A 12,509-nucleotide genomic window follows, 5' to 3' on the forward strand; every position below is an offset into this window, starting at 1 on the left:
GACCTAGTCGCTCAAGCCCTCCGCCACCGCGCCGATCACCCCTACTCCCGCCACGCCCATACCACGCAATCGCCGCACCGACTCCGTGTCCACGCCGCCCAGCGCATAGACAGGTATTCCGCTGCCCCGCACCAGCGCCGAAAGCTTGGCCGGGCCGAGATAGGGGGCGCCGGGATGGCTGGCGGTGGAAAATACCGGCGAAACGAAGGCCGCATGGGCGCCGGCGGACGCGGCGCGCCGAAGCGCCTTGCGGTCATGGGCCGCAGCCGTCAGCAGCCAGCGTGGATGGCGCCGCCGTATCATGCCGGCCCGGGGAATCAGCCATTGCGGCAGATGCACGCCATCGGCCCCGACGGCCTCGGCCAGCGACACATCTCCCGCCACCAGGACGAGCAGGCCCCGTTTCCGCGACAGACGCACCAGCCGCGTCGCCAGATCTGCCCGGCCGGGCGCGTCGTAATCCCGCAAGATCACGCCCGCGCCGCGCGGCAATGCCCCGGCGGCCGCGATCGGATCGGGGACGCGCCTCGCGTCGGTCATGAACCACAGGGGGGGCAGGCCATCGTCGCCTCCCGCGCGGCGGTGCAGGGCGCTCGCGGCACGCCACAGGGATATGAGCTTGGTACTGGCCATGAACCGGTGACGCTAATATACCAGCACCCAGTCTGACCAGCCGATTGAACCAGGATGCCCGCCCAGCCCACCCTCTCGCAGATTACCGCCCATCTTGCCGAAATCCGCGCCCGTATCGATCAGGCCGCCCGTGCAGGTGGCCGCTCCGGCGCCGACGTGACCCTGATCGCGGTCTCCAAGACCCATCCGGCCGAGACCATCGAGCTGGCGCTGGCGGCGGGCCAGCGGCATTTCGGTGAAAACCGGGTGCAGGAGGCCGAGGCGAAGTGGCCGGCGTTGAAGGAGCGGTTTCCCGATGTGGTGCTGCATCTGATCGGTGGCCTGCAGACCAACAAGGTCAAGGACGCGCTCACCCTGTTCGACGTGATCCATACGGTGGATCGGCCCAGACTGGCTGCCTCCATCGCCCAGCATGCGGGGGAGCTGGGTGTGCGTCCGGCCTGTTTCATCCAGGTCAATACAGGCGAGGAAGAGCAGAAGGGCGGCATCCCGCCGCTGGAGACCGACGGCTTCGTGGCCGAATGCCGCGATGTGCACGGCCTCGATCTGGCGGGCCTGATGTGTATCCCGCCGGTCGGCGACCCACCCGCGCCGCATTTCGCCCTGCTGAAGAAATTCGCCCGCCGCAACGGCCTCGCCGGGCTCAGCATGGGCATGAGCGGCGACTACGAATGCGCGGCGGAGATGGGCGCCACGCATGTGCGCGTGGGATCGGCCATTTTCGGCGTGAGAGCATGAGTTAATCGGCGCTGGCTACTATTATGGTATTCTCGTGTGAGCCACTTGGGGTGCTACGATATGGAGCCGACCAACAAGACGGATAGGTTTTGCTCGGACTGCGGGCTTAGTTTAATTCCATTGCCAAGCCCTCATATTTCCAAAAACTGCGAAACGTGCAATCGACAAATTTTTTTTACTAGAATAAATAAAGATGGGATTAAGGTTGAGAAAGGAGAGAGGTTAACCATTCCAAGCGGATTTATCAGACTATCTTTAGATCCATCAGATGGAGGAAAGCTATTTAGGCCAGGACTATCCTTTCTTATAAAGAAAATGTTTTTATCGGGTCACCCTAAGAATGGCGAAGAGTTAGACGGATTTTTAAGATTAGTAACGGAAGATACAGATAATCACCTTAGTAATCTACCTGAATTATCCGGCCTAGATTTAAAAATAGAAGAGGATGCAAATAAAGCTTTTAAGATACTAGAAGATAAGAGTAATTCATCTTACTATAGAGTGGTTCAGGCCTCTTTTGCAGAGATTGTCAAAAAATTTGTCGGTGCATCGGATGCTACAAACGCTGCATGGGCAGGCTACATGCTCGGAACTTTTCGAGGCCTATCGCTTGTTTCCGAACCACTTTTCGAGCAAACGCTTTGGAGGGGATACCTCGCAAACCAGATTGTTTATGAGGCAGCCGCCGCTGCCGCGCAAACGCCAGCAGAGGCTGAAGCGATTAAAAAGCTTGAGCCACTATTCCGTCGACTCGATGAAGCCACACTCTTTATATGGATTGAGAGCAACCTTCCAATTGGACCGAGGCTGGGTGTTAAGTCTTTGCCAGAAGAGGTATTAAGGAGCTTGGCAAAGTGGCATTTAGCATCATATCAGCGAGAGAGGGAGGGAATAGCACGAACGGCCGTTGAGAAGCGCGCAGAACGTGAATTAAAGATTAAGTGGATCTCGGCAGGAGTAGCTGTAACTACTTGCGTATTTGGCGCATTAAAGGCGGTTGGCTTATTTTGAACTTTCCTGCTACTGTAAATATTCATCTAGAATGCCAACCGGCCCCGCAGTTCCTCGAATGGGACCATGACGTGTTCGCGGTAGGCGGACCGTTCTTGCAGTCGTTCGAACCAGGCTTCCACATGGGCAAAACGAGGTTTGGCCAGATCCAGCGAGTACCAGCGGTGAATGGTGCAGGCGGCGGGGATATCTCCCATGGTGAGCCGTTCGCCGCTTAGCCAGGGCTGACGCGACAACACCTCGTCCATCAGACCGAACAGATGGATGGTCCGGTCCAGCGCGCTGTTGATGAATGCCCAGTCACGTTGTTCGGGCGGGGTGCGAAAATATCCCCAGAACAAATCCATGAAGGCGGGCTGCAAGGCTGTAGCGCACCAGTCAGTCCAGCGATCGACCAGAGCGCGTTCCGCCGGATCCCCGGGCCAGAACGTGCCTGCTCCGTAGCGGGCAGACAGATATCGAAGGATGGAATGGGATTCCCACAGCACCAGCTCGCCATCTTTGATCACCGGCACTTTGCGATTGGGATTCATCGCGCCGAATTCCGGCGTGTCGAGACCACCATAGCGACCGCCGGTGTCGATACGGCGGTGCGGCAGGTCTAACTCGGCCAGCAGCCACATGACCTTGAACACGTTCTGGGAAGTTTTCCGGCCCCAGACCGTGATCATCCTAAAGCACCTCGATCTCGGCGCCCTTGCGCGCTTCGCGGAGGATGGCGAGCAGGTCCTCGACCGCCACCGCCACGCAGCCTTCCGTCGGGCTATAGCCCGGCGCGGCCACGTGCAGGAAGATGGCGCTGCCGGCGCCGGGGACCACGGGCGCGTCGTTATGGCCGAGCACGACGATCACGTCATAGAGATGATCGTTCCGCCACAAGGGCTCGGTGCGGGCCGGATAGGGCGTAATCACCTTGGAATTGTAGGTCGGATAATCCGGATCGTCGCACCAGGCATCGTCCGGATACAGCTTGATCACCGGCAGCCGGGTGTAGGGTGTCTCGATGCGGTCTGGTCGGAAATAGACCCGGCGCAGTGGAAAGCGGCCCACGGGCGTCGCGCCGTCGCCTTCCTTCTTGTCCTCGCGCACGCCGCCCTTGCCCAGCGCGCAGCGCACCGTCCGGTCTCCCCATGACAGGGTGCCGTCGCGGGTGACGGTGAGATGCAGGCTCAGCTCTTGCTCCGGGCCTTCAGGCCCGGTCCCGACAGATAGTGGCCGCTGCGCTTGGCCTTGGTGGCCAGATACAGTTCGTTGTGGGCGTTGGACGGAAATTCGTGCGGTACCCGTTCGACCACTTCGATACCAAAGCGCGCCAGCGAATCCACCTTGTCCGGATTGTTGGTCATCAGACGCACCCGGTCGAAGCCCAGATTGCGCAGCATTTCCGCCGCGGGCAGGAACAGACGCTCGTCCGCGTCGAAGCCCAGCCGTTCATTGGCCTCTACCGTATCGAAGCCGTCATCCTGCAGATGATAGGCGCGCAGCTTGTTGATCAGGCCGATGCCGCGGCCTTCCTGCGCCAGATACAGGAGGATGCCGCTTCCCGCCGCGCCGATGGCCGCGATGGCGCCCTGGAGTTGCTGGCCGCAATCGCATTTCAGCGAGCCGAGCAGATCGCCCGTGAAGCATTCGGAATGCAGCCGGATCAGCACGGGCTCGTCGGGCGGCGGATCGCCGATCACGATCGCCAGATGCTCCACGCCGCCATCCTCTGGCCGGAACGCGATCACACGGGTGTTTTCGGCGCCGTGCAGCGGCACGCGGGCGGACGATACCGGACGCAAGCTGATCGCCGCGACCTCGTCATAGGCCTCGATGTCTTCCGCGCTGACGCTGGGGATGGAGTCGGAATCCACCATGTCCACAGGCACCGTCACCACCGCCGGCAACAATTGGCCTAACTTGCACAATTTGATGGCGGCGCGCACGGCGGCGGGCACGGCATCCCATGACCGGGCGAAGGGCCCCCGCATGGGATTGTCCAGATCATGGGTCGGATCCGCCAGCGAGCGGATCAGCCGGGCGTTGAAATGAGTGGCGACAGGCATGCGAATGATGTCCGCGCCTGTCGGGTTGATGCGTAGAACGGCAGCCCGGTTGGCGGTCAGCGCCACCATGGGCGTTTCGCTGGACCGGCGCTTGATGTCGACCATTGTTTCCGGCGTCACCGACTCCGCGGCAAGGCACAGGATGGAGCGCTCGCCATCGGTCACCGCCGCCAGTCGTCCGCGGCGCAGCGCGGCGAATGCATCATCGACCCGCCGCAGCAACGCATGCCGCGCGTCGGCGTCCCGGGCAAATGTCGGCTTCCAGTTCATGGGACTTATATACGGCGACCAGAAGCCGTATAACAGAGGAATAGAGAATACGGTACAGCGAGGGGGTCTCGATATGTCCGTGCATAGACACGTGCTGCTGATCGACGATGACGCCGATCTGCGGCGCACGCTCGCCGATCAGTTGACACTGATCGACGACTTCACCGTCGAGGAAGTCTCGACCGGCACCGAGGGCCTGAAGAAGGTTCGTGGCGGTGACTACAATCTCGTGCTGCTCGATATCGGCCTGCCGGATCTGGATGGGCGCGAAGTCTGCCGCCTCATCCGCCGCGCCGGGATGAAGATGCCCATCATCCTGCTCACGGCCGCCGCGACGGATGCGGACACCATTCTGGGCCTGGAGTCGGGGGCCAATGATTATGTGGTGAAACCGTTCAATTTCGCCGTGTTGCTCGCCCGCATGCGCGCCCAGCTCCGCCAGTTCGAGCAAAGCGAGGACGCTGTGTTCCGCATGGGACCCTACACCTTCCGTCCCAGCCAGAAGCTGCTGGTGGACGAGGAACGGGGCAGCCAGAAGGTCCGCCTGACCGGCAAGGAAACCGACATCCTGAAATATCTCTACCGCGCCGCCGGCTCGGTCAGTCGAGAGGTCCTTCTGGACCAGGTGTGGGGATACAATGCCAGCGTCAGCACGCATACGCTCGAAACCCATATCTACCGGCTGCGGCAGAAACTGGAACGGGACCCCGCGAACGCGACCATCCTGATCACCGAGGGCGGCGGCTACCGCCTGCGGCCCTGAGGATGTCCGCGCCGTTCGAGGTCACGTTCTGGGGCGTGCGCGGGTCGATCCCGTGTTCCGGGCCGGCGACCGCGCGCTATGGCGGCAACTCGTCCTGCGTGGAAATGCGATGCGGCGACCGGCGACTGGTGTTCGACGCGGGCTCCGGTATCCGCCAGCTGGCCGCGACCATGACCGGTCCGCAGGAGTTCGACCTGCTGTTCAGCCATTTTCACTACGATCACGTGATCGGGCTTCCCTTTTGCGCGCCGCTCTACCGGCCGCATACCCGCTGCCGCCTCTGGGGCGGGCGCACGGGAATGGAAACGGGCGTGCGCCAGGTGCTGTCGGACTTCATGGCCGCGCCGCTGTTTCCGCTGCGGCTGGATTTCTTCGCGGGCAACCTCAGCTTCCACGATTTCCGCCCCGGGGAATCCATCGATCTGGGCGACGGTATCCGGCTACAAACGGCGGCCTTGAACCATCAGGACGGGGCAACGGGATACCGTGTGGAGTTCGCTGGCCGTGCCGCCTGCTACGTGACCGACACCGAACAGCCCGAAGGCCGGCTCGATCCGGGCATCCTCCGGCTGATCGACGGCGCGGATCTGTTTATCTACGATTGCACCTACACCGACGAGGAATATCCGGCGCACAAGGGCTGGAGCCATTCCACCTGGCAGGAAGGCATGCGCCTCGCCGACGCGGCCGGGGTCGGCACCTTCGCCATTTTCCACCACGATCCCGGGCATGACGACGACTTCATGGATGGCGTGGCGGCCCAGGCCGAGCAGGCCCGGCCCGGAACGATCGTCTCCCGCGACGGTATGTCGCTGATGCTCTGAACGGCGGCCTCCGGGTTCAGACCTCCAGATCCACCGTAACCGGGACGTGATCCGAGGCGCGTTCCCAGCCGCGAGCCTCGTCGAGGATATGGACGGACCGCAGGCTGGATTTCAGCTCGGGCGTCACCCAGATGTGATCCAGCCGTCGGCCCCGGTTTGACTCGCGCCAGTCCTTCGCGCGATAGCTCCACCAGCTGTAGAGCTTCTCCGGCTCGGGATGAAACTCGCGGATGGCATCGATCCAGCCGGTCTTGAGCAGCGCCGTGAGCTTTTCCACCTCGACTGGGGTGTGAGAGACCACGTTGAGCAGCTGCTTGTGCGACCAGACATCGAATTCCGACGGCGCCACGTTCAGGTCGCCGACCAGGATCATCCTCCCGTCCGGACGGCACCGGCCGGTGAACCAGTCGGTTGCCTCGTCGAGAAACATCAGCTTGTGGGCGAACTTCTCGTTCACCGACGGATCCGGCTCGTCGCCGCCGGCGGGGATGTAGAAATTGTGCACCTCGATGCCGCCGCGCAGCGTCGCGTGGACGTGGCGGGCATCTTCCTTGCCGCACCAGTTGCGCCGCTCCGAGGCCTCGAACGGCCAGCGCGACAGAATGGCGACGCCGTGATAGCCCTTTTGTCCGGCGACCACATGATGGGTATAGCCAAGCTTTTCGAACGGCTTCAGCGGGAACATGGGGTCGGGAACCTTGGTTTCCTGCAGACAGATCACGTCAGGCTGCAGGCGTTCGATCAGCGCGGTAGCCAGATTGATGCGCAGGCGCACCGAATTGATGTTCCACGTCGTCAGCCGAAGGCTCATGCGGATTCCGTCTAGAAGATGTTGAAGGTGCGGCCGCTGAGGCCGATCGGCCAGCGCCCACGCTCGAACAGCCGGAACTTCAGGCCGAAGGGATGATCCTCCACCGCCTGGGCGGCCAGCACCAGCGCCGCCTGATAACAGGCCTGGACTGCAGCGCCAGTGGCGGCCTCGATCACCTCCGGCTCCTCGATCGGCCACAGCGAGGCGGCGTTGGCCGTCGCTTCGACGATCTGCGGTCCAGCGGCCTCGGCGATGAAGGACAACGTGTCGCTCAGGCTTTCCTCGTCGAACTGCATCAGCGCCTCGCGGCTCAGATCGGCGCGTAATTGTTCCTCGACTTCCCAGGCTTCGCTGTTCAGGTCCGTACTGCTGGCGGCATCGCCGGCTTCGGCCCAGTCCATGACCGGCACGGGTGTCGCGTCGGGAAAGCCCAGCATGTCCAGATAGCGCTGGGCCAGTGCCCGGTCGGTCTCGTCCAGGGGCTCGCCGATCCGGCTGAACCAGGGCATGCGCTCGACCACTTCGCCGAGGCGGCGGATGGCGGTCAGCGCGGCCAGCTGGTCTTCGTCCAAGCCGTCCAGATCGTCGTCGTCATCATGATCCATGGGTCATCCTCCGCGCCCTTTGTAGGTCCCGGGGGCCCGGACGTCGAGCCCCAGACATGAATAAGCCCGGCCAAGAGAAAATACTTGGCCGGGCTCTGCGCTGTTACGCAAGGTACCAGGAGGGGGGTCCGGTACCGGCAACGCGAGACGCAGAACACCAAGGGAGGGGATGTGATACTGCGTCTGTAGGGCGTCGCTGTGCGTGTATTTGGTTGCGTCGTCACAAAAATTCAACAGTCTTTTTGCCTATTTTTGCACCACAGATATGCAAATCCAATTCAAGTTGGAACGTCAAAGCCTTAAGCTTGCGCAGAAATGACCCAGCACTGCCCATAAAGCAGGCTACATGCGGTAAAGAAACAGCCCTGACGACGAATCACCGACAGAAAAACCGGTTTTTCTATTTGGTGGGTGGGCCGCCGCGCTGTGGCCTCGGGTCCTTGAAGCTCCAGAGACTCTTGGACAGATCGACGTTGGTCTCCAGATCATCAAGCGCCACGATGGTCGAGGCGCCGCGTTCATCGACGACCTCCCATTCCGTCAGCTTCAACGGGTTGCGAGAGAAGGTCAGCATCATGGTGCCCTCGTCGCGCTTCTTGGGGTCGACGATGGCAACGTTGATCCGGTCGGCGTTGCGGCGCATCCGCAGGACCTGAACATCCTGGCCGAAGATGATGTCGCTGCGCACCAGCGCCCGGAGAGGCGTGTCGTTGATCGGCCACCGGGTCACCTGCTTGAGATCATAGTCGACCAGGGTGATGATCTTGCCGTCCGCGACGACGAGCAGCGGCGATGGCGGTTCGTATTCGAAGCGCAACTTGCCAGGTTTCTCCAGCGACAGGGTGCCGCTGGAGACGGCCATGTTGGGCGCGACCTGGTTGAAACGGGCCCGAAGGGACTTGATGTTCTTCAGATAGGCCTGCACTGCGGCCATGTCCTGTGCCTCGGTGGTCGAGAGCGCGGGAGCCGCGGTTTTCGCAGGCGGGGCGGCAACGGCCGTGGTCACGGCGGCGCCGGCGACGAGGCCCATCAGGGCAAGGGCGGATACAGCGTGTCGAATCATGGGGGCAGCCTATCTGGGGAAACCTGACTTTACCATGAACGCGATCACCGAGTGGGGGTTCGGCCGGTCAGCCGCTGTGATCGCCGATGAGCACCTCGCGCTTGCCCACATGGTTCGCGCCGCTGACCACGCCTTCCTTTTCCATGCGTTCGATGATGCGGGCGGCCCGGTTGTATCCGATCTGCAGATGGCGCTGCACGAAGCTGGTCGACGCCTTGCCCTCGCGCGCCACCAGCGCGACCGCCTGATCATACAGCTGGTCCTCGCTGCCGCCCTCGCCGCCGCCGCCGGCCATGTCCAAAATGGTCTCGAACCCGCCTTCCGGCTCCTCCGTGACGCTGGTCATGTAATCGGGCGCGCCCTGCGCCTTCAGGAAGCGGACCACATCCTCGACCTCGCCATCGGTGACGAACGGGCCGTGGACGCGGGTGACCTTGCCGCCCGCCGCCATGTAGAGCATGTCGCCCTTGCCCAGCAGCTGCTCGGCGCCCTGCTCGCCCAAAATGGTGCGGCTGTCGATCTTGGAGGTCACCTGGAAGCTGATCCGTGTGGGGAAGTTCGCCTTGATGGTGCCGGTGATGACGTCGACCGAGGGTCGCTGCGTCGCCATGATCAGGTGAATGCCGGCGGCGCGAGCCATCTGCGCCAGCCGCTGGATCGAGCCTTCCACATCCTTGCCGGCGACCATCATAAGATCGGCCATCTCATCGACGATGATGACGATCAGCGGCAGACGCGTCAGCTCCAGCGGCTGGTCCTCGTAGACCGGGCGGCCGGTTTCCGGGTCGAAGCCGGTCTGCACCGTGCGCGCGAGCTGCTCGCCCTTGTTCAGCGCTTCCACGACGCGGTCGTTATAGGCGGCCAGATTGCGCACGCCGAGCTTCGACATGGCCTTGTAGCGGTCTTCCATCTCGCGCACGGCCCATTTCAGGGCCACCACGGCCTTGCGCGGATCGGTCACCACCGGCGTCAGCAGGTGGGGAATGTCGTCATAGACCGACAGCTCCAGCATCTTCGGGTCGATCATGATGAAACGGCATTCCTGCGGCGGCAGTTTGTACAGCAGCGACAGGATCATGGTATTGATGCCGACCGACTTGCCCGAGCCGGTCGTGCCCGCGATCAGCAGATGCGGCATCGCCGCCAGGTCGGCGACGACCGGCGTGCCACCGATATCCTTGCCCAGCACCATGGGCAGGCGTGCCTTCGACTTGTCGTAGGAAGTATCGCCGAGCAATTCCCGCAGCAACACGGTTTCCCGGCTGGCGTTGGGCAATTCGATGCCGATGGCGTTGCGGCCGGGAACCACGGCGACGCGTGCCGAAATGGCGCTCATGGATCGGGCGATGTCGTCGGCAAGGCCGATGACGCGCGACGATTTGGTGCCGGGCGCCGGCTCAAGTTCGTACAGGGTCACCACCGGACCGGGGCGAACCTGGATGATCTTGCCCTGGACGCCGAAATCGTCGAGCACGGTCTCGAGCAGCCGGGCGTTCTGCTCGAGCGCCTCTTCGTTGATCCGTGTCGTCTTGTGCGCGGGCGTGGGTTCTTCCAGCAGCGCCAGCGGCGGCAGGCTGAACGTGGACGAGCCGGGCATGAACTCCAGTGTCGGCTGCTTTTCTTCCTCGGCCCGACGGCTTTCCTTGGCTTTTTTCGGCTCGCGCTGGACGATGGTCGGCTTGTCGCGCACCGGCGGAGCGTCGTCGGTCTCGTGCGTCTCCGGCACCTCGGCAGCCTGACGCTTCAGGCGCGGCGCGGCGCGTTCCCGGGGCGCGTCGGCGACCGGATCGGGCTCCCACGCGGGCTCCCGCTCGTCGCTCTCGGCCCTGGCGCGCAGGACGTAGCCAATGGGCGCATACAGGAAGCGGCCCACATTGCGCCAGTGACGGATGCTGAAGCCCATGGTCGGCAGCAACACCATCATCGCCAGAACCCCAAGCACCAGGCCGGGAATGAACGACGGGACGAAGGAGGGCAGCACCGATCCCAGCAGGCTGTCATGCAGCAGCCGGCCCATCATCCCGCCTGGCCCCGCTTGCAGCGGCCATTCAAGCGCCGGCGCGATGGCCGTGGCGGCGAAGGCGGCCAGCACCAGGCACAGCGGCAGCAGGGCCAGATAGAACCATATGGAGCGAAGGCCTTGGTGCGTCATGATCCGCCAGCCCCAGCCCAGCAGCGCCAGGGCGATGGCGTAGCCCGCCAAGCCAACGGCCTGAATCAGCAGATCGGCGATCCATGCGCCCGCGCCGCCCATCCAGTTGGTGGCGATCGCGTCCGTTTCCGTGTTCAGGCTCGGGTCGGCGGGATTGAAACTGAACAGGGCCAGCGCGAAGACCACCGCCAGTCCGATGACGGCCAAGCCGCCCAGCTCGATCAGCCGGCGCTGCATGAAGGCGACGAAGGCCGCCGGCAGAAACGAGCTGCGCGTCGACGCGGTGCTTGTCCGTGCCATCAGGGTGTCCCGCCTTCCAGCGTGTCGCGGATGCTATGCAGGGCCAGTTCCGTAACCTCCAGCGAATTCACCAGGGCGACCCGGATATAGGCCGCGCCGGGATTATAACCCGAAGCATCGGGCCGCGCCAAATATGCTCCGGGCAGCACGCGCACGCCGGCCTTGCCCCACAAGTCGCGGCAGGCCGCCTCGCCGTCGCCGACATCGAGCCACAGATAGAAACCGCCGCCGGGCCGGTAGGCGCCGAAGCGGCCCTCGAGAATCCGCTCGGCGGCATCGAACTTGGCCCGGTAGAGGACGCGGTTTTCCTCCACATGCGCCTCGTCGCTCCACGCGGCGGCGGCGGCGGCATAAACCGGCAGCGGCGACGGCGCGCCCGCGTAGGAGCGCAGCTCGCGGTAGGCGGCGATCAGCCGCGGATCACCGGCGACGAAGCCCGAGCGCAGGCCCGGCACGTTCGATCGCTTGGACAAGGATTGGAAACTCAGCACGTTCGCATAGGGATCCGCGGGATCCCCCAGGCCGCGGCGCGCCATGCTCAGGCAGGCCTCCAGCGCGCCGACCGGCGGCGCGTCCGGGTAAATCTCGCCGTAGCATTCGTCCACCACCAGGGTGATGTCGTGTGCGCGGCACAGGCCGATGACCGAGTCGAAATAGGCCTGATCGGCGACGGTGCCCTGCGGATTGGCGGGCGTGCACAGGTAGATCAGCGCCGTTCGTGCCAGCACGGCCGGATCGAGACCGGCGAAATCCGGCAGGAACCCGGTGGAAGCGGTGGCCGGCACGTAGAACGGCTCGGCGCCGGCCGCCAGCGCGGCGGCGGCATAGCACTGGTAGAACGGGTTGGGCATCAGCACCAGCGGGCGCTGGCCGCTCTTGCTGTCCGGTATGGCGATGAAGGCGACGTTGAACAGACCCTCGCGCGTGCCCGAGACCGGCAGAACATGCTGGTCCGGATCCATCGCGGGCAGACCGTAGCGCCGCTCCAGCCATCCGGCGACCGCCTGCTGCCAGGCGGGCGTGCCCTGGATCGGCGGATATTTGGCGTATCCGACGCTGTTGGCTTCCAGCACCTCGTTGATGAAGGCTGGCATGGGATGGCGCGGCTCGCCGATGGTCAGGTCGAGCGGCGCGTTGCGGCCGGCCGGCACCTTGTCGAGCAGGGCGCGCAGCTGGGTCCATGTATGGGCGGGAAGTTGCTGGAAACGGGGATTGAGCACCGGTCACCGGAACAAAAGAAAAACGCGCCGCACTGTACCGGGCGGCGCGTTGATCGACAAGGTGCAGCCTG

The 12,509-nt window shown here is 63.6% G+C and carries 13 protein-coding genes; 4 read left to right on the forward strand and 9 right to left on the reverse strand.

Features of this window, described 5'->3' with window-relative positions; all coding sequences use genetic code 11:
- Window positions 1–3 precede the first annotated feature (3 nt).
- Window positions 4–633 carry a thiamine phosphate synthase gene (locus tag WJU17_RS12080; protein ID WP_346327655.1) on the reverse strand — a complete coding sequence of 210 codons (630 nt, stop codon included), beginning with the start codon at window positions 631–633 and terminating at the stop codon, window positions 4–6.
- Window positions 634–687: 54 nt separating this feature from the next.
- Here WJU17_RS12080 and WJU17_RS12085 point away from each other — a divergent pair, with 54 nt between their 5' ends.
- Entirely contained in the window at window positions 688–1,371 is a 684-nt protein-coding gene (locus WJU17_RS12085; RefSeq protein WP_346327656.1) for a YggS family pyridoxal phosphate-dependent enzyme, read from the forward strand.
- 60 nt (window positions 1,372–1,431) lie between these two features.
- The gene (locus WJU17_RS12090) at window positions 1,432–2,382 is read left to right on the forward strand and encodes a hypothetical protein (protein ID WP_346327657.1); all 951 of its coding nucleotides are present in this window, start codon (window positions 1,432–1,434) and stop codon (window positions 2,380–2,382) included.
- A gap of 26 nt (window positions 2,383–2,408) precedes the next feature.
- Here WJU17_RS12090 and WJU17_RS12095 read toward each other — a convergent pair whose 3' ends face one another.
- Genes WJU17_RS12095 through ribA form a run of 3 tightly spaced genes read right to left on the reverse strand, consistent with a single transcriptional unit; the run spans window position 2,409 to window position 4,700 of the window.
- Entirely contained in the window at window positions 2,409–3,053 is a 645-nt protein-coding gene (locus WJU17_RS12095) for a glutathione S-transferase (protein ID WP_346327658.1), read from the reverse strand.
- 1 nt (window position 3,054) lies between these two features.
- Complete coding sequence (locus WJU17_RS12100; RefSeq protein ID WP_346328943.1) at window positions 3,055–3,654, reverse strand: L,D-transpeptidase family protein; 600 nt, start codon at window positions 3,652–3,654, stop codon at window positions 3,055–3,057.
- Window positions 3,552–4,700 (reverse strand): GTP cyclohydrolase II, encoded by a 1,149-nt coding sequence (gene ribA, locus WJU17_RS12105; RefSeq protein ID WP_346327659.1) that lies wholly within the window; start codon window positions 4,698–4,700, stop codon window positions 3,552–3,554. The genes WJU17_RS12100 and ribA overlap by 103 nt, the downstream gene beginning before the upstream one ends.
- Before the next feature lie 73 nt (window positions 4,701–4,773).
- Between ribA and WJU17_RS12110 the strand changes: the two genes are divergently transcribed.
- Both WJU17_RS12110 and WJU17_RS12115 read left to right on the forward strand, forming a co-directional pair.
- Window positions 4,774–5,463 (forward strand): response regulator transcription factor, encoded by a 690-nt coding sequence (locus tag WJU17_RS12110; RefSeq protein ID WP_346327660.1) that lies wholly within the window; start codon window positions 4,774–4,776, stop codon window positions 5,461–5,463.
- A gap of 2 nt (window positions 5,464–5,465) precedes the next feature.
- On the forward strand, window positions 5,466–6,287 hold the full coding sequence (locus WJU17_RS12115) for an MBL fold metallo-hydrolase (RefSeq protein ID WP_346327661.1): 822 nt from the start codon (window positions 5,466–5,468) through the stop codon (window positions 6,285–6,287).
- Between the two features lie 16 nt (window positions 6,288–6,303).
- On the opposite strand, the gene xth is transcribed toward WJU17_RS12115, so the two are convergent.
- The 5 genes from xth to WJU17_RS12140 form a co-directional block, all read right to left on the reverse strand.
- Window positions 6,304–7,098, reverse strand: coding sequence for an exodeoxyribonuclease III (xth, locus tag WJU17_RS12120; RefSeq protein WP_346327662.1), 795 nt, complete (start codon window positions 7,096–7,098; stop codon window positions 6,304–6,306).
- An 11-nt stretch (window positions 7,099–7,109) separates the two neighbouring features.
- The gene (locus WJU17_RS12125; RefSeq protein ID WP_346327663.1) at window positions 7,110–7,703 is read right to left on the reverse strand and encodes a hypothetical protein; all 594 of its coding nucleotides are present in this window, start codon (window positions 7,701–7,703) and stop codon (window positions 7,110–7,112) included.
- 400 nt (window positions 7,704–8,103) lie between these two features.
- On the reverse strand, window positions 8,104–8,766 hold the full coding sequence (locus WJU17_RS12130; RefSeq protein ID WP_346327664.1) for an outer membrane lipoprotein carrier protein LolA: 663 nt from the start codon (window positions 8,764–8,766) through the stop codon (window positions 8,104–8,106).
- Between the two features lie 67 nt (window positions 8,767–8,833).
- Window positions 8,834–11,218: a DNA translocase FtsK 4TM domain-containing protein gene (locus tag WJU17_RS12135; protein WP_346327665.1), complete on the reverse strand. Its 2,385-nt coding sequence runs from the start codon at window positions 11,216–11,218 to the stop codon at window positions 8,834–8,836.
- Window positions 11,218–12,438, reverse strand: a complete 1,221-nt coding sequence (locus WJU17_RS12140) for an aminotransferase class I/II-fold pyridoxal phosphate-dependent enzyme (RefSeq protein ID WP_346327666.1) — start codon at window positions 12,436–12,438, stop codon at window positions 11,218–11,220. The genes WJU17_RS12135 and WJU17_RS12140 overlap by 1 nt, the downstream gene beginning before the upstream one ends.
- Window positions 12,439–12,509 lie beyond the last annotated feature (71 nt).

The sequence above is a fragment of the Iodidimonas sp. SYSU 1G8 genome, assembly GCF_039655775.1.
Classification (GTDB): Bacteria; Pseudomonadota; Alphaproteobacteria; order SMXS01; family SMXS01; genus RI-34.

Bases quoted from the DNA above. Each gene is read 5' to 3' on its own strand.
- WJU17_RS12115 (WP_346327661.1), top strand. From the start codon at position 5,466: ATGTCCGCGCCGTTCGAGGTCACGTTCTGGGGCGTGCGCGGGTCGATC.
- WJU17_RS12080 (WP_346327655.1), bottom strand. From the start codon at position 633: ATGGCCAGTACCAAGCTCATATCCCTGTGGCGTGCCGCGAGCGCCCTG.
- WJU17_RS12090 (WP_346327657.1), top strand. From the start codon at position 1,432: ATGGAGCCGACCAACAAGACGGATAGGTTTTGCTCGGACTGCGGGCTT.
- WJU17_RS12085 (WP_346327656.1), top strand. From the start codon at position 688: ATGCCCGCCCAGCCCACCCTCTCGCAGATTACCGCCCATCTTGCCGAA.
- ribA (WP_346327659.1), bottom strand. From the start codon at position 4,700: ATGAACTGGAAGCCGACATTTGCCCGGGACGCCGACGCGCGGCATGCG.
- WJU17_RS12125 (WP_346327663.1), bottom strand. From the start codon at position 7,703: ATGGATCATGATGACGACGACGATCTGGACGGCTTGGACGAAGACCAG.
- WJU17_RS12110 (WP_346327660.1), top strand. From the start codon at position 4,774: ATGTCCGTGCATAGACACGTGCTGCTGATCGACGATGACGCCGATCTG.
- WJU17_RS12130 (WP_346327664.1), bottom strand. From the start codon at position 8,766: ATGATTCGACACGCTGTATCCGCCCTTGCCCTGATGGGCCTCGTCGCC.
- xth (WP_346327662.1), bottom strand. From the start codon at position 7,098: ATGAGCCTTCGGCTGACGACGTGGAACATCAATTCGGTGCGCCTGCGC.
- WJU17_RS12095 (WP_346327658.1), bottom strand. From the start codon at position 3,053: ATGATCACGGTCTGGGGCCGGAAAACTTCCCAGAACGTGTTCAAGGTC.
- WJU17_RS12135 (WP_346327665.1), bottom strand. From the start codon at position 11,218: ATGGCACGGACAAGCACCGCGTCGACGCGCAGCTCGTTTCTGCCGGCG.